The organism is Thermocatellispora tengchongensis (assembly GCF_014202315.1).
Taxonomy (GTDB): domain Bacteria; phylum Actinomycetota; class Actinomycetes; order Streptosporangiales; family Streptosporangiaceae; genus Thermocatellispora; species Thermocatellispora tengchongensis.
In genome coordinates this window covers 23,195-42,557 of sequence record NZ_JACHGN010000019.1, presented here as the reverse complement: position 1 = coordinate 42,557, position 19,363 = coordinate 23,195, and the positions used below count along the sequence as shown (strand labels likewise).

General features: G+C 70.7%; 20 protein-coding genes. 15 read left to right on the top strand and 5 right to left on the bottom strand.

The window, feature by feature from the left end; translation table 11 throughout:
• Position 1: 1 nt before the first annotated feature.
• The 3 genes from HNP84_RS35935 to HNP84_RS35925 are packed head-to-tail and all read left to right on the top strand — an operon-like array spanning position 2 to position 4,488.
• The gene (locus HNP84_RS35935) at positions 2-2,137 is read left to right on the top strand and encodes a phage tail family protein (RefSeq protein ID WP_185054475.1); all 2,136 of its coding nucleotides are present in this window, start codon (positions 2-4) and stop codon (positions 2,135-2,137) included.
• Positions 2,134-3,825, top strand: a complete 1,692-nt coding sequence (locus tag HNP84_RS35930) for a hypothetical protein (RefSeq protein WP_185054474.1) — start codon at positions 2,134-2,136, stop codon at positions 3,823-3,825. The genes HNP84_RS35935 and HNP84_RS35930 overlap by 4 nt, the downstream gene beginning before the upstream one ends.
• A 6-nt stretch (positions 3,826-3,831) precedes the next feature.
• On the top strand, positions 3,832-4,488 hold the full coding sequence (locus HNP84_RS35925) for a hypothetical protein (protein WP_185054473.1): 657 nt from the start codon (positions 3,832-3,834) through the stop codon (positions 4,486-4,488).
• Here HNP84_RS35925 and HNP84_RS35920 read toward each other — a convergent pair.
• Complete coding sequence (locus tag HNP84_RS35920) at positions 4,485-4,859, bottom strand: hypothetical protein (RefSeq protein ID WP_185054472.1); 375 nt, start codon at positions 4,857-4,859, stop codon at positions 4,485-4,487. The genes HNP84_RS35925 and HNP84_RS35920 overlap by 4 nt on opposite strands.
• Before the next feature lie 111 nt (positions 4,860-4,970).
• Between HNP84_RS35920 and HNP84_RS35915 the strand changes: the two genes are divergently transcribed.
• The 3 genes from HNP84_RS35915 to HNP84_RS35905 all read left to right on the top strand — a co-directional run bounded on the left by HNP84_RS35915 (position 4,971) and on the right by HNP84_RS35905 (position 6,511).
• A complete protein-coding gene (locus HNP84_RS35915; RefSeq protein WP_185054471.1) occupies positions 4,971-5,306 on the top strand; it encodes a hypothetical protein in 336 nt (111 codons plus the stop codon).
• Positions 5,307-6,107, top strand: coding sequence for a peptidoglycan recognition protein family protein (locus HNP84_RS35910; RefSeq protein ID WP_185054470.1), 801 nt, complete (start codon positions 5,307-5,309; stop codon positions 6,105-6,107).
• A 137-nt stretch (positions 6,108-6,244) separates the two neighbouring features.
• Complete coding sequence (locus HNP84_RS35905; RefSeq protein WP_185054469.1) at positions 6,245-6,511, top strand: hypothetical protein; 267 nt, start codon at positions 6,245-6,247, stop codon at positions 6,509-6,511.
• A 283-nt stretch (positions 6,512-6,794) separates the two neighbouring features.
• Here the strand turns inward: HNP84_RS35905 and HNP84_RS35900 are convergent, their stop codons facing one another.
• Positions 6,795-7,142 (bottom strand): hypothetical protein, encoded by a 348-nt coding sequence (locus HNP84_RS35900; protein ID WP_185054468.1) that lies wholly within the window; start codon positions 7,140-7,142, stop codon positions 6,795-6,797.
• 330 nt (positions 7,143-7,472) lie between these two features.
• On the opposite strand from HNP84_RS35900, the gene HNP84_RS35895 reads away from it, so the two are divergent.
• Positions 7,473-7,736, top strand: a complete 264-nt coding sequence (locus HNP84_RS35895; RefSeq protein WP_185054467.1) for a hypothetical protein — start codon at positions 7,473-7,475, stop codon at positions 7,734-7,736.
• Positions 7,737-7,927: 191 nt separating this feature from the next.
• On the opposite strand, the gene HNP84_RS35890 is transcribed toward HNP84_RS35895, so the two are convergent.
• Positions 7,928-8,491, bottom strand: a complete 564-nt coding sequence (locus HNP84_RS35890; RefSeq protein ID WP_185054466.1) for a recombinase family protein — start codon at positions 8,489-8,491, stop codon at positions 7,928-7,930.
• A gap of 225 nt (positions 8,492-8,716) precedes the next feature.
• Here HNP84_RS35890 and HNP84_RS35885 point away from each other — a divergent pair, with 225 nt between their 5' ends.
• From HNP84_RS35885 to HNP84_RS35850, 8 genes are all read left to right on the top strand, one after another.
• Positions 8,717-9,667 carry a serine/threonine-protein kinase gene (locus HNP84_RS35885; protein WP_185054465.1) on the top strand — a complete coding sequence of 317 codons (951 nt, stop codon included), beginning with the start codon at positions 8,717-8,719 and terminating at the stop codon, positions 9,665-9,667.
• Complete coding sequence (locus tag HNP84_RS35880) at positions 9,664-10,233, top strand: AAA family ATPase (RefSeq protein ID WP_185054464.1); 570 nt, start codon at positions 9,664-9,666, stop codon at positions 10,231-10,233. The genes HNP84_RS35885 and HNP84_RS35880 overlap by 4 nt, the downstream gene beginning before the upstream one ends.
• 13 nt (positions 10,234-10,246) lie before the next feature.
• Positions 10,247-11,683 (top strand): ASCH domain-containing protein, encoded by a 1,437-nt coding sequence (locus HNP84_RS56400; protein ID WP_312926511.1) that lies wholly within the window; start codon positions 10,247-10,249, stop codon positions 11,681-11,683.
• 376 nt (positions 11,684-12,059) lie between these two features.
• The gene (gene crcB / locus HNP84_RS35870) at positions 12,060-12,521 is read left to right on the top strand and encodes a fluoride efflux transporter CrcB (protein WP_312926510.1); all 462 of its coding nucleotides are present in this window, start codon (positions 12,060-12,062) and stop codon (positions 12,519-12,521) included.
• Positions 12,518-12,871 carry a DUF190 domain-containing protein gene (locus tag HNP84_RS35865; RefSeq protein WP_185054462.1) on the top strand — a complete coding sequence of 118 codons (354 nt, stop codon included), beginning with the start codon at positions 12,518-12,520 and terminating at the stop codon, positions 12,869-12,871. The genes crcB (HNP84_RS35870) and HNP84_RS35865 overlap by 4 nt, the downstream gene beginning before the upstream one ends.
• Entirely contained in the window at positions 12,868-13,230 is a 363-nt protein-coding gene (gene crcB / locus HNP84_RS35860) for a fluoride efflux transporter CrcB (RefSeq protein ID WP_185054461.1), read from the top strand. Before HNP84_RS35865 ends, crcB (HNP84_RS35860) begins: the two co-directional genes overlap by 4 nt.
• A gap of 5 nt (positions 13,231-13,235) precedes the next feature.
• Entirely contained in the window at positions 13,236-13,970 is a 735-nt protein-coding gene (locus tag HNP84_RS35855; RefSeq protein WP_185054460.1) for a phosphatase PAP2 family protein, read from the top strand.
• 12 nt (positions 13,971-13,982) lie between these two features.
• Positions 13,983-15,272 (top strand): MFS transporter, encoded by a 1,290-nt coding sequence (locus HNP84_RS35850; protein ID WP_185054459.1) that lies wholly within the window; start codon positions 13,983-13,985, stop codon positions 15,270-15,272.
• Positions 15,273-15,477: 205 nt separating this feature from the next.
• Here the strand turns inward: HNP84_RS35850 and HNP84_RS35845 are convergent, their stop codons facing one another.
• Positions 15,478-18,633 (bottom strand): Tn3 family transposase, encoded by a 3,156-nt coding sequence (locus HNP84_RS35845; RefSeq protein ID WP_185054458.1) that lies wholly within the window; start codon positions 18,631-18,633, stop codon positions 15,478-15,480.
• Positions 18,634-18,869: 236 nt separating this feature from the next.
• Entirely contained in the window at positions 18,870-19,247 is a 378-nt protein-coding gene (locus HNP84_RS35840) for a hypothetical protein (RefSeq protein ID WP_185054457.1), read from the bottom strand.
• Between the last annotated feature and the right edge of the window lie 116 nt (positions 19,248-19,363).

Genomic DNA, 19,363 nt, shown 5'->3' with positions numbered 1-19,363 from the left:
GGTGCAGGACGCCGTCTTCGCGCCCCTGGTCGCCGAGATCCAGGAGACCGGCCGGGCCCTGCTGGAGGTGCTGCGGCCGAGCATGGTCCTGGTCGCCGGCGAGTTCGGCAACGGCGCGGTGCGGCTGATGGAGTTCGCCCGCTCGGCCGAGTCCTTGGAGGCCGTGCGCAGGGTGTTCGCCGACCTGCGCACCTCGATCTCCGAGGTCACCCCGGCCCTGGCCCCGCTGCTGGCGGGGTTCCGGGACATCGGCGTGGTGGGGTCGGGGTTCCTGACCGGACTGGCGCCGGGCATCGGCGAGGCGGCCGCCCAGTTCGGCCGGTTCCTGACCCTGGCCGCCGAGAGCGGCCGGGCGCTGGTCTGGATGGAGACCGCCCTGGAGGTCTTCCGGGCCCTGGGCTCGATCGCCGCCGACGTCGGCGGGATCGTGCGCGGCGTTTTCAGCGCCGTGTCGGCGGCCGGCGGCAGCGCGCTCGGCGTGGTCGGCAACCTGGTCGACGCGTTCAACGCCTGGGTCAACAGCGCCGAGGGCCAGGCGGTCCTGGTCGAGGTCTTCCGGGCGCTGGAGCAGATCGGGCGGGCCCTGTGGCCCGTGCTGGAGTCCCTGGCCGGCGCCGTCGCCCACATCGCCCCCCAGGTGGGTGACCTGGCCGCCGCCCTGGGGCCGGCGCTGTCGGCCGCGATCTCCGCCCTGGGGCCGGCCGTGGCCGCGCTCGGGCCCGGCCTGGTGTCCGTGGCCGACGCCCTGGCCCGCGCGTTCGCCTCACCGCAGGTCTCCCAGGGCCTGCTCACCCTGGGCACCGGGCTGAGCAATCTGCTGATCGCCCTGTCGCCCCTCATCCCGCCGCTGGTCGAGCTCGCCGGAATCCTTGTCGAGAGGCTGGGAACCAACCTCACCCTGCTGGCCACGCTGCTACAGCCGGTGGTCTCCGCCCTGGCCGACGTGCTGGCCCCGATCCTGCCCCAGCTCGCCGAGCTGTTCCGCCAGGTGGCCGAGGCTGTGCTGCCCTTCGCCGAGCAGCTCGGCGGCCAGCTCGCCAGCGCGCTGCGCGACACGCAGTCCTTCCTGCAGCCGGTGACCGACGCGCTGCGCGAGGTCGGCGGGGAGGTCCTGGCCGCCCTGCAGCAGGTCCTGCCCCAGGTCACCCCCCACATCGGCGACCTGGCGCGCGCCTTCGCCAGCGTGGCGGCCGAGCTGGTCAAGCTCCTACCGGACCTGATCCGCTTCGGAGGCGAGATCCTGGTCGAGCTGATCAACCAGGCGCCGGTGCTCGCCCCGATGCTGGCCGACCTGGCCGAGCAGCTCCTGGCGATCTTCCAGGCTGCCACGCCCCTGATCCCGCCGATGCTGCAGCTCCTGCTGGAGATCGTCAAGCCGCTGATCCCCGAGGTCCCGAAGTTGCTGCCGCCCTTCATCGACCTGGTACGGATCTTCGCCGACCTGTTCGCCAAAGCGTCGCCCCTGATCGCCAAGCTGCTGGAGAGCCCCGAGGCCCTGGCTGCGGTCAAGATGCTGGCCAACAACGGGGTCTTCGCCCTGAAGACCCTGCAACGCGCGTTCGAACTCGTGCTCGGCGCCGTGCAGACCTTCATCGGCGTGGTCATCGGCAGCCCCGACATGGTCAACCAGGGCCTGAGTCGGATCGGCGACGCGATCCGCAAATGGATCAACGACATCATCGGCTGGGTCGAAGGCGCCATGAACAGCTTCGCCGGTCTGGTGCCTGGCCTGCCCGTTGTACGGCTGCCGCGCCTGGCCCAGGGCGCGATCATCCGCCGCCCCACCCTGGCGCTGGTGGGCGAGGCTGGCGATGAGGTGGTGCTGCCGCTGACCCGCCCGGCCCGGGCGCTGCAGCTCGCCCGCCAGTCCGGGCTGCTGGACGTCCTGGCCGGCGCCGAGCGGCAGGCCGCGTTCGGCCGCGTGCGTGCCTCGCTGGCCGGCAGCCTGTCCGCCGGCAGCGGCTACGCGGCCGGGGTGACCGTGGTTCGCGAGGCCGGCCAGACGCACCTGCACCTGCACTTCTCCGGACAGCCGCTGGTCTCCCGGGAGGAGATCGCCCGGCTGGTGATCGACGGTGTGGCCGAGGCGGCGCGGCGAGGCTTCCCGCTCGGCCCGATCGGGAGCGTGACCGTATGACCCTGGAACTGGTCCTGCCGCAGGTCTGGCTGGACATCGCGTTCGCCCGAGACCCCTTGGACGACAGCCCGCTGTGGGTGAACGTCAACCCGTGGGTGCAGTGGCACCGTGGCGTGAAGATCAGTCGGCGCCGCAGTCACGAGCTCGACCAGGTCTCGCCCGGCACCATGACCCTGGAGCTGCTCAACAGCGACGGGCGGTTCACCCCCGATCGGCCGGACAGCCCGTACTACCCCAACGTCAAGATCAACCGGCCGATCAGGGTGCGGGCGCGCTGGCCGATCTCGCCCAACCTGCTCTACTCCGGCCAGGCCACCGCCTCCAACGCGAGCATGTTCGCCGCCTCAGACGGGGACCTGGCCGTGGATCTGGCGGTGATCCCGCCGGGGTTCTCGTTCATGCGCAGCATCCGGTGGAGCGGCGTGCTGTGGAACGGCGAGCTGCTGTACGTGGGCGGCTCGACCGTCAGCACCCCCACCGACCAGGCCATCACGGTGACCGAGGGCCAGCCCTACGCCGTGCAGTGCCTGGCCCGCCGCGGCGCCACCGGCCCTTCGATGGTGCGGATGTTCATCCGCTGGTACGACGTCGCCGGCGACCAGCTCGGCGACAGCGTCGGCGCCGACGTCACGCTGACCACGAGCTGGCAGCCGGTCACCGCCACCGGTACCGCCCCCGCCGGCGCCGAGTGGGCGCGCGTGGTGGTCGAGCACCGCGTCACCCCCGGCGCATCCATAGATGTCTACGTGGCGGCTCTGCAGTTCGAGCAGGCACCGGCGCCGACCACCTGGACGAGCCCGGGCAGGGAGTTCATCCGCTACCGCGGCTACGTCGATCGCTGGCCGTTGGCCTGGTACAACGGCGTGCTCGGGTACGCCGCGATCACCTGCACCAACAGCTCCAAGATCCTCGCCCGGGCCAGCCTGGACGACGCCCTGGCCGACTTCCAGCTCTCCGGCGAGCGCATCGCGGACCTGCTCACGATCGCCGGCATCACCGACCTGGAGCACATCGACAACGGGCTGTCGCAGTTGCGCCTGTCCGGACAGGAGGAGGGCCAGAAGATCGCGCCGCTGATCCGCGCGTGCGAGGTGAGCGAGGCGGGGCTGTTCTTCTTCCGCAGCGACGGGCTGCCCGCCTTCCACGACCGCGGCCGCCGTCAGGCGGTGACCAATCAGGTCCTGGAACTGCCCGCCCACCTGCTCGGCAGCGACCTGACCATCCAGGTGGACGACGCCCTGCTCTACAACGACATCACGGTGCGCGCGTTCGACGGCACCGAGCATCGCTCGCTGGGCGCGACCAGCATCGGCGAGTACGGCCGCTACAGCTACACCCTGGACACCCTGCTGCCCGCCGATCAGATCATCGACCGCGGCCGGGCGATGTTCCGGATGTATGAGGAGCCGCGCCCGCGGGCTGCGCCGATCACCATCGCCGCGCACCAGGTGCCCGAGCTGTGGCTGGACCTGCTGTTCCTGGAGATCGGCGACCGCGTCCAGGTGACCGACCTGCCCCCCGAGGCGCCCAGCGACCTGCTGGACCTGTGGGTGGAGGGGATCTCCGAGGTCATCGGGGACTCCACCTGGGAGATGGCCCTGGACACCTCCCCGCTCTCCGGCACCGCGGCCCTGACCCTTGATCACTTCGGCCTCGGCCGGCTCGACGAGAACGTCTTGGGATGGTGACCCGACATGCCCTTTAAGACCTGGGCCCCGTTCGACGTGCTGACCGCCGGCGACGTCAACACCTACCTGATGCAGCAGGTCATCATCCGCTGCACCAGTACCACCCGGCCGCTGAGCCCGGGCGAGGGCTGGCACATCTACGAGACCGACACCGGCAAGTTCCTGGTCTACAAGGCGGGCGCGTGGGTGCCCCAGGGCCTCGATCGGCTGATGGCCACCAAGACCAATGACGAGCTGGTCGGCAACTCCATCACCTACCAGGATGACGACCACCTGTTCCTGCCGGTCGAGGCCAACAGCACCTACCGATTCGAGATGTACCTGTGGGTGACCAGCAGCGCCGCCGGCGACTTCAAGATGTGCTTCACCGGCCCGACCAACACCAACATCTTCTTCAGCGTGCTCGGCTACCAGATCGGCGCCACCACGGACAGCCAGTTGAAGATGCCGACCTTCCAGTGGTTCAACCTCTCCGGAGGGGCCGGTGCGGGCTTCACCGAGTTCGGGTGCGGGGTGGGTGCGTTCAGCCCGATCTGGTTCAAGGGCACCCTCGTCACCAGCGCCGCCCCCGGCACCCTGCGGCTGCAGTGGGCACAGAACGCCGCCAACGCCACCGCGACGATCCTCAAGCAGGGCTCCTGGATGAGCCTGGAGAAGTTCTAGCGGTGGGTGGTGTAGGTGGTCTTCCCGCGGCGGGCGAGCCACACCAGTGGCCACGCCAGGCCGCAGGTGATCACGACGATCATGATCTCGCCCAGCGACCAGGCCGGGCGGGTCACGCTCATACCGACCTGCCGTACCTGCTGTACCTGCGAGGCGTGGCCCACGTGCATGGGCATGTATCCGGCCGGGGGCACCGGGTACCCCTGCGGCGGCAGCACCTGGGGCGGGTACGGCATCGGGACCACCGGCGGGTACGCCACCGGCTGCGTGTGCTGCACCGGAGGCGCGGGGGGCGCCGGAGGGTGATACGGCATCGGCTGCCCGTACTGCGGCTGGTGCCCGTACTGCGCGGGCGGCTGCGGCTGAGACACTGCTGCACTCTCTCCTGTGGTCGGCGGTGCTCATGAGACGCCCGAGGTGATCGTCAGGATGACGCCCCGGCGTGGCCGCATCCGGACAGCACAGAGAGGGGGCCCATGCCCATGCCTGCGAGCGAACCGAGCCTCGGCGAGATCACGCGGACCATCGAGCGCTTCGAGGCCGACACGAAAGCCCGCTTCGCCGAGCTGTCCGCCTCCATGGCCCTAATGGTCACGCGGGATTTGTACGAGGTGCAACGCGTGGCCATGGTCGAGGACATCACCGAGCTGCGCGAGGCATTGCGCGCCGAGCAGGAAAGCCACGTGGCGGAGCGGCGTGCCGAGGCCGACCGCCGCCAGGCCGACCGGCGGATGGTCGTCAGCGCCCTGCTCACCGCGTTCCTGTCCATAGCCGCCCAGATCATCCAGGCCGCCCTGTCGGTCGTAGGAGGAGGCTGAATGTCGATCGATCTCGTGACCCGCCGCGAGTGGGGCGCGCGACCTGCGCGCGGCCGCTACGACGGGATGCCGCGCCCGCGCGGGGTGAAGATCCACTACACCGGCGGCCGGGTCGACCCCGCGATCGTCGAGGATCACGACCGGTGCGAGGCGCTGGTCCGCCAGATCCAAAAGCAGCACCAGGACGGTAACGGCTGGATGGACATCGGGTACACCTATGCCTGCTGTCCACACCGGCGTGTGTTCGTCGGGCGCGGCCCGAACAACCTGCCGGCCGCGAACGGGCCCGGCCTGAACTCCGGGCACTACGCCGTACTCGGCCTGGTCGGCACCTCCGGCTTGGTGGTCCCGCCGCCGGGCATGCTGCACGGCATCCTGGACGCCATCGCCTACCTGCGCGCCCACGGCCGCGCCGGCCGGGAGATCGCCGGCCACCGCGACGGGTACGCCACCGAATGCCCCGGCGACCGGCTGTACGAGTGGATTCAGGAGGGCGCGCCCCGTCCGGGCGCGGCCGCGCCCAAGCCCGTGCCGAAGGTCAGGTGGGATGGCGACGTGGCCCTGTTCCCCGGCCGCGTCCTGGAGGTCACCGACCCGATGATGCACGGCGAGGACGTCGAGACCTGGCAGGAACGAATGGCCCGCCGCGGCTGGACCATCGATGTCGACGGCTGGTACGGCCCGCAGTCCCGCACCGTTTGCAAGGGCTACCAGCGCGCCACCGGCCTGCCCGTGACCGGCCGGGTCGATCGCGCCACCTGGAACATGACCTGGTCCTGGCGGCCGCCGGAGACGTCGTGAACCACGGCGCCATCCTGCAATACCTCATGCGCGCCGGCGAGCAGTACCCGGCGCTTCCCGACCCTGGCCCTCTCCGTAGCCACCAGCTCCTGCATGGGCCTGCTTCCTGTTTTCCACCTTCGTCTGAGGGGATCGCCATGCTGAAGAAGATCAACGCCCGGCAGCCGCTGCTGCTGCGCGCGGCCGTTGCGCTCATCCTGCTCGGCCTCATCCGCGCGGCCGTCGCGTTCGGGTGGGTGCCGCCGGAGTGGGGCGAGATCGACGCCGCCGACGTCGAGCGCGCCATTGACGTGGTGATCATGGGTGTGACGTTCCGGAGCATTCACCGGGTCGTCACCCCCGTGGCCACTCCGCGGAACGCCGAGGGCGTGCCACTGGTGCCAGCGCAGCGCCGGCCGTATTAAGATCCGCGCCAGGCGTACGCGCGCCCGTACGCCGAAGGACTCCCGATAGGGGGCCGCTCAGGGATGGGTAGATCAGCCGTCGCCCGTGGCGTACGTGCTGGCCGGTTCCCGCAACCGGAAGCGGGCCCTGGCCCCCCGCCCCATTGAGGTAACACCCCTGGTGCCGCACCACGGCTGGGCACCAGGGCCACACGCACCGCCGTAGGCGGGTAGCCCCGGCCGGGCACACGTAGGGCCCCCGCTCCCGAAGGAGCGGGGGCCCTTTCGTCGTGCCCGGGTACGGTCAGGCCCGGGCGGCCGCGGTCCGCAGGTAGGCCCGTACCTCCTGCGCCTTCGGCTGGCCCACGTTGAGCGTGGTCTTGATCCGCTTCACCCCCGGCACGCGCCCGCGTTCCAGCTCGGGTCGGAACGTGGCAGCGGCCCGGATCTGCAGCGCTTCATCCTCAGGTACCTCGGGTACCTGGCCGGGTACCTGCAAGGGCACGAAGCGCTGGGCCCAGTGCGCAGCCTCGCTCATCGCCGCCGCGGCGATCGCCGGCATCGGCGCCGTGTCCTGCTCATCGGCCGGGATCTCGTCCACCTCGGCGACCACGAGCCGACCGGCCGAGAGCACGAGCTCGCCGGCGCGCACGGCCGCCAGGTCCTCGGGGTTGAGGAACCTGCGGACAGCCGTTGGCGGTACCAGCGAGTAACTTAGCTGGAGGCCTCAGCGGGGTCGTCGTATGATCCGGGAACCCCATTCGCCGGGTAGTGACGTGAAGGAGCAAGCTGCAGGTCAGCGCGTGGCGGTGGGTGCCACGGCTGTCCGCTCCTGAAGGTGTCCCCAGCCCCAAAGTAGCTGTGTGAGTGATCACGATTGCGGTTCGTGATGAATGCGGCGGGCAAGTCCGGGTTCGGCTTGATCGGACGCGGGCGCTCCAATTCGCTTCCGCAGGTCGGGCCATGGGTTTACCGTTGGTGCATGGGCGCCAGGCGTGACAGGTCCGACGAGGGACCCGTGATGGCGGTCGAGAGCTTGAAGTGGGACCCGTACGGGTGCCGGTCGCCTCGGCCGCGCGTGGTCGACTTCGCCACGGTGGGAGCGGCCGAGCTGGAGCTGATGAGCGAGGGCGGGGAGTACTTCATCCGGCTCACGCCGAGCAACGGCGGGACAGCCCTTGAGAGCAAGCGCGGGTTGTCCGCCGAGGTGCGCCAAGTCTGGCGAGACCTGACCGGCCGGTTGTAGCCGCGGGCCCGCCGGCTGGTCGGCGTACGCAAGCGGCCGGCGGCCGGCTTGTCGGGGTTGGGGTTTGGCGTCAGCCGTCCCACGAGGGTGGGGGGGCGAGCAGCAATGGAAACGGACAGTGGCGTTAGCGAGGCGTCGGGGCCCGGCTTACCGCCACTCGCCGTTCCGATCCGGGTGGCTGCCGGGGCGGCCTACGAATCCTTGGCGTCTGCGAGGGTCTTGTGGACGACGCCGATGGAGACCTTGACGCCGGCGGCGATGGTGCGGATGGATTCGCCGCGCTGGCGGCGGGCGAGGATGGCGGCGCGTTTGTCGTCGTCGACCACGGGGCGGCGGCCGCCGACCCGACCGCGGCGGCGGGCCGCCTCCAGGCCGTCCTTGGTCTTGCGGACGATGTCACGGCGCCGGTCCTCTGACAGGGCCAGGGCCAGGTCGAGAATCAGGGAGCGCTCGGTGTGCTCGCCGGCCGCGATGCCCTCCAGCACCTTGACCGCGATGCCGCGCTGGAACAGGTCGTTGAGGACGATGAGCCCTTCGAGGAGGTTACGGCCGAGACGGTCGACCTCTTGGACGGTCAGCATGTCCCCGTCGCGGATGTAGGACAGCGCCTCCAGCAGTGCGGGCCGGTCGTCGGTGGCGAGCTTGCCGCTGATCTTCTCCTCGAACACCTTCAGGCAGATGGGGTCGAGGGCGTCGTGTTGCCGCCTGGTCTTCTGCTTGTCGGTGCTGACCCGGACCAGGCCGATGAGCGCCATGGTGACCGCCTTCCGTTCATCAAACGTCCTGCATGAGGTAGATGAACCGTACTGGAAAATGAACGGCAAAATGAACGTTCGGGCCAGGTTCGGGGGCCTCCTGGGTGTGTGTCTGGCGCGTGTTCGTCAAACGGTCGTTAGATGAACGGATGCACGGATCCGTGATGGGCATTTTCTGGGCCATCGAGTGGGCTTTTTGTGGGCATCTTGTGAGATGCTGGGGTCATGACCCCTTCCGAGATCTCCCTTCCTGATCAGGAGGACAGCTCGCTGCCGGAGCTCGCCGAGGAGATGCGTGCGATCGTGCGGTACGGGCTGCCGGTTCACCCCGACCGGGCAGGCCCGCATCTGCTGGCCCTGCCCGCAGTCCGGGCGCGGGCCGGCGACCTCGGCGACCGGGCCAGCCTGGCCCGCGCGCTGGAGGCGGCGCTGCGCGAGGAACTGGACCGGCTGAACCACGAGCTCGCGCCCGCGGCTCGGCTGCTGCTGGGCATCGACCCGTCGACTGCGGGCGCGAGGCTGACCGTGCGCCGTGAGGCGGCGGCTCGGGTCGCCGGCTACGAACTCCACCACTTCCGCAAACGGATCGAACCGAAGATCCGGGATCTCCTCACCGGGCAACTCGCCCGCGCCGGCGACGCCGCCCGTCTGATCGCGCCCGTGCTGCAGCCCGCCCGCGGCCCCTTGGTGCTCCCAGCCGATGTGTTCGCCTGGGAGGCGGCCGAGCACCAGCAGGCCCTGGCCGCCTTGTGGGGCACGGTCTACCTGCTGCGCGCCGAACTCCTCGGCCTCGCCGCCTTGGTCAGCATGGCCGCCGACCAGCCGACCCTGCGAGCGGCCGCCGACAGGTCGCTGTGGCGGCACGCCCAGGTGCTGCATGCCGCCGCGTCCTACCGGGCCTGCTACGGCCACGTGCTGCTGCACACGGCGGCTGACCTCGGCCCTGCTCTGGGCCCCGCGCAGATCGCCGCCTCGGCCGGATGGACACCGGAGCTGACGCCCGCCCAGGAGCTGCTCCTGGCCGAGCTCGCCGACCCCGAGGCGAGCCTGCCCGACTTCACCTCCGCCTTGACCGCCGCCCGCGGCGGCAGCGAGCTCACCGCGACCTGGCGGCAGGCACTCACCGGCCATTCCCTCACCGGGTTTGGCCTCGAACAGGAAGAACAACCGGCATGAGTCTCGACCAGCTTCTCGACCCCTCCACCTCGCCCCGCCGCTACGTCATCACCGGCGGCCCTTCCTCGGGGAAGGAGGGCGTGTTCGCCGAGCTGCACGAGCGGGGCATTCCCGCCAGCCAGGGCGAGTTCGCGCGGGAGATCTACCGCAAGCACCGCGACCGGCTCGGCCGCCACCTGCAGGTGGGCGATCGCCGCGCCTACTCCCGCGATGTGCTGGAAGCGTTCGTCGCCGAGTTCTGCGACCACACCTTCGGGCTGCGGTTCTACAACCGGGGCATCCCCGACGGATACGGCTGGGACGCCTTCTTCGGCCTGGGCCCGTATGCCGAACTGGAGGAGGCATCGCGCGTCTACCGCTACGACGCGGTGTTCGTGCTGGACCCGCTGGACGACTTCGACTCCGAAGACGACCTGGTGTGGGCCAAGGAGCGCGAGATCCGCCGCGTCCATGAACTGATCATCCAGGGCTACTACGACGCCGGCTACCGGCCGATCTTCGTGCCCGCCGACGACGCCGCCCGGCGGGTCGACTTCATCCTCGCCCAGCTCCCCGTCCCAGCCTGACCTGGAGGCCAGTGTGGAGATCATCAGCCCGAACAACGTGCTGGCCAACGCGATGCTCCGCTCGGTGGACATGGTGCGCCCCCGGCTTCAGGCGATGGGACCGGACCGGGTCGCCTTCTGCGTTGGCACCCAGATCAACGGAGCCCCGCACCTGGGCACCTCGCTGGTGCAGACGGCCGCGTTCCTGCTGGCCAAGCAGACCAAGCGGGCCTTCGGCGTCGACACCGTGGTCCGGTTCGGAGCGCTGGACAACGCGCCGTACGACATTCGCCTCGATCCCGAGACCCACCACGCCTACCAGCAGACCTACTTCCACGCCCTGGGCGCTGACGGTATCGAGGACCTCCTCGGCAAGTACTACCGCGCCATGTTCGACTCCCTGGCGGATGCGACCGGCGTCGACTACGAGATCGAGACCTACTCCGACCAGCAGGCCTCACCGGCCTTCCGGCACGAGTTCCTGGCCACCCTCGGACGGCTGGATCAGATCCGCTGGCCGCTGGCCCCCTCCCACGGCCAGGTCCACCTGCGCTTGCCGTGCCCCGAATGCGGCTGGGCGGAGAAGCGGGCCGAGCGCACACAGCTGCTGCGCGCCGGGTCGGGAGGCGCGGACTTCGCCGCCGTCTGCACCGACCACGGCGACTACGAGGTCGCGGTCAGCGCCGACACCACCACGACCTACCTGGACCTGGCCACCCTGTACCGGAACCTGGTCAAGGAACGCCTGGCCGCCCGCGACCACGTCACCCTGTCGGTGATGGTCAAGGGAGGCGACTGGGCGTTCGGCTGCCAACTCGTCGACGAGGCTTTCGCCCAGCTGCCCGGCCTGCCTCCACCACCGAGGATCTTCACGCCGATGGTGCTCACCGACACCGGCGCGAAACTGTCGAAGTCCCTGATCCGGGAGGGGAAGGTCGCCCCGCCTCCCGGCGCTCGGGCGTGGATGCTGGATGTCACCGCGTGGGAGGGCGACACCGACTCCTACGTCGACGCCCTGGTCTGGCTGGTCAGCAAGATGCTCGCCGACCCCAAGCACTTCTACCGCTCCTACACCACCGCCGAACTGGACAAGATCATGATTGCCCGCCCCGCCAGCAGCCCGGGCGTGCGCGCCCGCGAGATGAACCTCTACCGCCGCTACTTCGACCTGGTCGCCGACGGCCGCAAAACCATCGAAGTCCGCGTGCAGTACCCCAACCTGCGCAACCTCAAGACCGGAGATCACATCCGGTTCGTGTGCGGCCGCGACGACGCCCTCACCCGGGTCAAGCGCGTGAGCCGGTACGCCTCGTTCGAGGAGATGCTCGACGCCGAGGGCCCGGCCAACGTCAACCCCGACAGCCCCCGCGAGCAGCAGCTGGCCAACATCCGCCGCATCTACGGCCCGGAAAAGGAAGCGCTCGGCGTGCTGGCCATCGAGATCGAACTCCTCCAGCCCGCCACCGCGTAACCCAGCAACCCCACAGTGGATCAGGGCCCGCGCACCGCGTGGGCCCTGACCGCATCCAGGGGGTGCCCAGGGATGGCGTGCTCACCGGCGATAACCCCGATGACGGTGGCCAGGGCAGGGCTACTGTGCTGGGCGCCGTACCCGTGGCGCCGTCGTCGCAGGGCGGTGGCAGGAGGGTCCGGTACTGGCAAGATCTGGCTGATCGGTAGACTCGGGGGGAATCTCCCCTGTGGGGAGGTCGCGGTGGTGGGGCCCACCGCCTCGCTGCCGTCCGGCGGCGGGTAACCGTGGCTTTCGGCCGCCAACGGTCCCTACCAGGTGTGGTCGTCATGCCGGTAGGAGGCTTGGAGTGTCCCGTCGTGAGGTGGAGCGTCCGGTGGACGCCGATGTCGATTTGCGTGTGCCCGCTCAGCGTGCTGAGCTGCGCCGTGCCCCATTGGCGACGCTGGCGGTGATCTCGCTGGGCGGTGTGCTGGGTGCGCTGGCCCGCTACGGGCTGGGGGTGGCCTTCCCGCGTTTTCCCGGCGAGTTCCCGTGGACGACGTTCGCTGTCAATGTTTGCGGCTGTCTGCTGATCGGGGTGCTGATGGTGGCCATCACCGAAGTCTGGGACGCGCCTGCGTGGGTGCGGCCGTTGCTGGGTGTGGGCGTGCTGGGCGGATTCACCACGTTCTCCACCTACATCGTCGATACCGGCCAGTTGCTGACGGCCGGTGCCCCGCGTGAGGCGCTGCTGTATCTGGTGGCCACGCCGGTGATGGCGCTGGCAGCGGTATGGGCGGGCAGCGCGGCGACACGTACCGTGGCCCGCCGGGCCGGGCGAAGGAGGCAGGCATGAAGCTGGAAGGGTCCGCGCTCCGGCTGACCGTGTTCGTCGGCGACACCGACATCTGGCACCACCGGCCGCTGTATCACGAGATCGTGCACCGCGCCCACCAGGCCGGGCTGGCCGGCGCCAGCGTCTTTCGCGGCATGGAAGGCTACGGCGCCTCCAACCGCGTCCACACCAGCCGCATCCTGTCGCTGTCGGAAGACCTGCCGCTGGCGATCATCATCGTGGACGCCGGCGAGAAGATCCGTGCCTTCCTGCCTCAACTGGACGAGCTGGTCACCGAGGGGCTGGTCATCATCGACCCGGTCGAAGTGATCCGCTACGTCGGCCGTACCGGCGCGGAGCAGCCCCGATGACGATCCTGCTTGTGGCGCTCGGTGCGGCGCTGGGTGCGCCGCTGCGCTACCTGGCCGATCGTTTCGTCCAGGCCCGTCACGACACCGTGTTTCCGTGGGGCACCTTCGCCGTCAACGTGTGCGGTTCCCTGGCGCTGGGCTTCCTGGCCGCCTTGCCCGCCGATGCTGCGGTGATGGCCGCCGCCGGGGTCGGTTTTTGCGGAACGCTGACCACCTACTCCACCTTCAGCTATGAGACGCTGCGCCTGGCCCAGGACGGCTCGCGCTTCGCGGCGCTGGCCAACGTCCTGGCGAGTGTGATGGCCGGGCTCGGCGGCGGGGTGTGCGGGATGGCCCTGGCCCGCGCCGTGACCGGATGACGTCCTTGCGGCCACGCAGGTCCGTCGTAGCCTCGACCGCCATCGACCGGGACCGTGATCTGCGCCGCCGCCCGGGCGTGGCCCGCGGCATGCTGGGGGCGGGGCTGGTGGGTGCGGCCGCGTGCCTGGTGCGGGCCGATCGGGCGCTGGCCGCGGGTGTGTGGCGGCGCCGCAGCCCCGCGATGGTGGCCGCCGCCCGGGTGGTCGGCGCGCTCGGCGACCCCAAGCTCGCTTATCCGCTGGCCGCTGTGGCCGCGGCGGCTGCCGTGGCGGGCGTGACGGCCCGCCCGCGAGTCGTACGGGCCGGCGAACAGGCCGGTGATGGGCCACTGCGGCTGGTGGCGGTGGTGTGCGCGAGCGGGGCTGTGCGGCGCCTGTGCTGCGAGCTGGTTCGCCGTCCCCGCCCGCCGCAGTGCGCCCGGCTGGCCCCGGCCGAGGGCTACAGCCTGCCGTCCAAGCACACCGCCCTCGCCGTTCTGGCCGCCGGAGCGATCGTCCGCGCCGCCGGGCTGCCCGCGCCGGCGCGGTGGACGGTGCCGGCGGCGGCCGGGGTGACGGTCGGGCTGTGCCGGGTGGCGCTGGGCGTGCACTGGCCGGCTGACGTGATCGCCGGCCTCGGCTTCGGGCTGGGCTGCTGGTGGGTCGCCGACCGGATCCCCTCACGCCCGACAGGCCCCCATCCGCCGACCGGACTGCTCCGCGTCTCCGACGTTCGCCGCTCCCGCGCCGCCCCTTGCTGAAGGAGAACACGCATGACATCTGAGGAGAACCCCACCAGCGACACCAGCGACCCGGCCAGCCATGCGGACGAGGACGCCGCAGCGCCCGGCGAGGCCCGGCAGGATCGGTGGCTGACGCCCGGGGTGGCGGGGGTCGGCGCGGCCAGCTTCTTCTCCGACGCCGGCCACGAGATCACCACCGCGGTGCTGCCGTCCTTTCTCACCACGACGCTGCACGCCGGGCCGGGCGCCCTCGGGCTGATCGAGGGCGCCTCCGATGCGCTGATCGGGGTGTCGAAGCTGGCCGGTGGGCCGCTGGCCGATGATCCGCCGATGCGGGCCCGGCTGGCTCGTGGCGGCTATCTGGGCACCGCGCTGCTCGGCGGCGCGATCGGGCTGACCGCCGCGGTGTGGCAGGTGGCGATCTTGCGGGCGGGCTCGTGGGTGGCCCGCGGGCTGCGTTCGCCGTCGCGGGACGCGCTGCTCGGGGTGCTGGCCCCGCGTACCGGCTACGGGCGCGCCTACGGGCTGGAACGGGCCGGGGACAACCTGGGCGCGGTGGCCGGCCCGCTGCTGGCCGCCGCCCTGGTCGCGGTGGTCGGGCTGCGGCACACGCTGCTGCTGGCCGCGCTGCCGGGGCTGCTGGCCGCCATCGCGATCAGCATCGCCGCCCGCGAGGCGGGCCGGGCGGTGCGCGCGCCCCAGGGACGGCGCCGGCTGCGGCTGAACGTGGCCGAGCTGCGCCAGGCCGGCCTTGGGCGGGCGCTGCTGCCGGTCGCCATGTTCGAATGCGGCAACATCGCCACCACCCTGCTGATCCTGCGCGCCACCGGCCTGCTGCACACCGATGGCCGGGACCTGGCCGCCGCCACCTCGCTGGCCATCCTGATCTACGCCGGTCACAACGCCGTCGCCGCCGCCGCGTCGCTGGCGGGCGGGGCGCTGATCGACCGGGCCGGCCCGCGCCCGGTGTTCGCCGCCGGCGCCGCCGCCTACGTGCTGGCCTACGCCGCGCTGGCCGCCGGCATCGGCGGCTGGCCGCTGCTGGTGGCCGCGTTCGCCCTGGCCGGCGTCGGGATCGGTCTGGCCGAGACGGCCGAGTCCACGCTGGTGGCGCGGGCGCTGCCGGACCGGTTGCGGGGCAGCGGGTTCGGGCTGCTCGGCATCGTCCAGGCCGGCGGTGACCTGCTCTCCTCCGCCGTGGTCGGGCTGCTGTGGGCGACCGTGTCCCCGGCGGTGGCCTTCGGCTACGCCGCCGCCTGGATGCTCGCCAGCCTCGCCGTGATCCCCCTCGTGGCTGGACACGCCTGGCGCCCGCGCTGACCCGGGCATCGACCAGGGCCTGCAGGCCGCGTGCGAAGGGCGCGGCCAGCACGTGCAGATCATCGCGCGGGGTGAAGGGGGCAGCCCCTGTTATCTGGTGTTGTCAAGCGAACTAGCTGGTCAGCGGCTCGAAGGCCTGTCAGGCACGAAGGCAAGGAGTCCGGTTCACGTTTCATCAGAATGGCAGCGGCCGCGATCGCCGTCGCTACACGCCCTCCTCGTCCACGCCGCCGTCGACCTCAGGCACGTCGGGGATCTCGCCGAGCTGCCGCAGTCCTTCGGCCGGCGCGGAGGAGGAGATGGCATAGCGGCCCAGGACGTTGAGGTGGGCGTGACCCAGCGGGCTGAGCCGGGCGGCGTCGGAGTCTTTGACCGGGACGCCTTCGGCGCGCAGCCGGTCGACGGCGGCCGACAGGTACTTGGAGTTCCACAGCGCGACCGCGTTGACGACAAGGCCCAGAGCCGCCAGTTGGTCTTCTTGTCCTTCGCGGTAGGCCTGACGGATCTTCCCGCCGTTGCCGTGGCAGATCTTGCGGGCCAGCCGGTGCCGGGATTCCTGCACGGTGAGCTGCTTGTTGAGCTTGCGCCGGTAGGTGTCGTCGATCGGGTCCAGGATGGACAGCAGGTGCAGGGTCTTGTCGATCCGCCCGTACTCGGCGAACGCCTGCCCGAGCGGAGTCGGGCGCCCGTTACGGGCGAACATGCGCAGCAGGTCGTAGGCGCGGACCTGGTTGGTCACCAGCGATCCGGCGACCCGGGTCATGTCCGCCCATTGGGTATGGATCTTGCTCCGGTTGATCTTGTTGCGGGCGATCGCCTCCAACGGCCCGTACGCCGGCGCCGTCCCGTCGGGCAGCTCAGCGCGCCAGAACCGCTGATCGCCCAGATCGGCGAAGCGGGGCGCGAACCGGTAGCCGAGCATGGAGAAGATCCCGAACACCATGTCGCTCTCGGACGCCTGGTCCGTCGTGACCAGCTCGGGTTTCGGCCCGGCGTCGATGTTGATCAGGCAGTCCAAGATGTACAGCGAGTCGCGCGGCGTGCCGGGGACGACCACCTGCCCGATCCCCATCACCTGATCATTGACGGCGTTCAAAAGCGTCAGACCGCGCTTGTAGCCGAAGTACTTCGGCGAGGGAGCGGCGTTGATCGTCTGCACCGGAACGACGAAGCGCAACCCATCGACCGAGGCCAGCAGCCCGCCACCCCACAACTTCACGATCGACACACCGCGCTGGGCCTCGATCAGGATCGCGTTGGCCGCGGCGTGAGTCTCAGCGCGCACGTAGTTCTGATCGACGTGCGAGAGCCGGCCGCGCGTGAGCGCCTCGTCCCCGTCCTTGATCACCGGAGTGAGGCCGACATTGCAGGCCTCGCTGATCAGCAGCGCCGCCAGCGATCTCGGCAGGTCGTGCATGCGGGTGGAGATGTCGGCCAGATGCGAGTAGGCGTCCAGGAAGCCGGTCCAGGAGTGCACCTCCAGCAGCAGCTCGGGCAGGTCGATGCGGGGCAGCATCGCCTGGCAGGCCGTGCGCAGCCACTTCAGCGACGGCGACTCACCGAGCGCCCCGAGCTTTTCCACCGACAACCGGGCGTGCCCATCGGCCGGGGTGACCACCCGCACCAGGGCGTCGTCACCGGCCTCCTCGAGACGGCCGGCCATCTGCTTCCACGCCGCATCCAGCGCCAGCAGCTTGGCGTCCAGGTGCGCCTCGACCGGATCGGTGAGTGACAGCGAGGCGAGCACGTCCTCGCTGATCGCCTCCCAAGCCGCCCCGTCCAGCAGGTGGGCGCGCGGGTCGGCCCAGCGCAGCGACGGCGTGGCGAACACGTCCCGCACCTGCAGCGCGCGAAACAGGGCTTCCAGAACGCACACCGCGTAGGCGTCACGATCGACCGCCCCCGCCGGCAGGTCGGGGTTGGCGAAGACCGGCCGCTTCCACGCCGCGCTCACCAGCGAGACGTCGATCTCCTTCGGCAGCAGCGGCTTGCGCGAAACGTGCCGGCGCGCCAGCTCCGGCAGGCGCCGTACCGCGGCCAGCACCTTGCGGCCTCCGGCCGCAGCCTCCAGCGCCTTCGACTCCCCCAGCAGCTTCAAGAACGGCCGGACGGTGTTGTACTTGTCCACCAGCGCGGCGCGCAGCGCCGCCTCCGCGGCCCCGTCGTCTTCCGGCACGAGCTCTTCGACCTGCTCCAGCGCGGCCAGCACCTGCTGCTTGCTCGCGCCCGCTTGGTCGGCGACCGCCGTCCACAACGCCGCCACATCCAGATCGGCACCCACTTCGGCGACCAGGTCCAGCCGCTCCACCAGGACCCGGCCCGCCCGCGACAGCAACTTGGAGGCCTTCTCCAGCTTCGGCAGCATCACCAGCCGCTCGCCCGTCGATTTGCGCCGCGCCGGCGAGATCAACCGGGTGGCCATCAGCAGCGCGAACAGATCCAGCGCGTCGTCGATCGCCTCGGCCTCCAACGACCGGGTCACCCCCAGCATCGTGGCCGTCTTGCGTGGCTCGGCCAGCCGGGCCAGCAGCGGCGCCTTGGTGCCCGCCCCGTACTTGGCCAGCGTCTTCATCCGCCGCACCGGCACCTTGTCCACCCGCACCCGCCCCAGCCGGAACGCCGCGATGTCGTCCACCCGCTTGAGCGCCTTGGCCATCTCCGTGCCCGACTGCCGCTTAGGAGCCTGCCGCAACCGCTCCAACTCCGAAATCCGCGCACCTTCAGGAACCACCAGCAGCCCCGACAACGCCCGCGGCAACCCCGCATCAGCGCGCTCCACCTGACGCGTCACCGTCGCATACAGGCGCTCATCAGCCCGCTCCCGCACCGAGCCGACCAGCCGCTCCAGCACCGTCACCCCCGGCAGCAGCACCCGATGCCGGCGCAGCCACGCCACCGACTGATCGAACAACGCCGTCGGCCCCTCGGCATGCGTCCACGCCCGCCCGTGCAGGAACGTCAAGAACCGCTTCGACAGCACCCGGCCCTCCCACGACTCCCGATCATCGAAGCCGTGGTAGCCGTAGACATCCCGGATCATCCACGCATGCTCATAGACCGTCTTGGGCCGCTCGCCGTACCGCTTCACCTGCGACGGGTCCCCGATACCCAACTGTTCGGCCAGGTAGTCCACCACCGGCCACGGCACCTCCAGCGGATCCTCCAGGAACAGACCTTTGTGCCGGACCGTCCCGATCTGGATCGCCACGCCGAGGCGATGCGAATCCTGGCGCGAGCGCGCGATCACTTCCCGGTCGAACGCGTCCAGGAAGAAGAACTTCTCCAGGTCCGGCAGCGACGGCATCTCGTTGAACCTCGCGTACGCCGTCCTCTGCTCATCAGACAAAAACTCCGCAGGCATGACCGACGACCGTAGGCACATCACCTAGCGCCCGGTAACAAGCGGACACACGCCGTACGTCCAGATCTTGAACGGCAATGATCAACCATAGGACGACCTGCCGAAGCGTCCAGCTAAGTTACTCGCGGGTACCGCCAACGGCTGTCCGCAGGTTCCTCAACCCCGAGGCCCTCCCAAGCGCCGCGGGGCCACCAGGACCGGCCGCCGCCTTCAGCGTGTCGCCGGCGGCCGGTGTCTCAGGTGATGACCTCCTCGCGGAGGTCGATCAAGAGGACGCCGAGTTGCGTCGCTCGGAGGTTGCGCAGGGCCTGCGCCCAGCCCAGTGGTACGGCAACGCCCCACTCGATCGGCTCGGCCCGGTTCGGCCGGAACATGTCACCGGTCAACGCGTACACCGTGACGTCCAGGACGCTGGCCGTCACGGCGCCATCCCGGTGCAGGATCGGGCACTCCTCCATGGCCAACCGGATGCAGGAGCGGCAGGTGGGCGGGGTCGTGGTCCAGGGGCGCGCATCCGCCAGCGAGGCCTCCGACTCGCGGCGAGGCAGCAGCCACCAGATCCGCCCCTGGGCGTAGGCGGTCCTGGCGCACACCTGGCACAGGCGGCGTTCCATGCACCGGAGCTGCCGAGCGCTGTGCACGCTGCGCCATTCAGGCGTACCCCGCCCGCGAGCGATGCCATCGCGTCGCCACAGTGCGCCGTGCCGCCAATCAGACGGGAGCGGGTCGG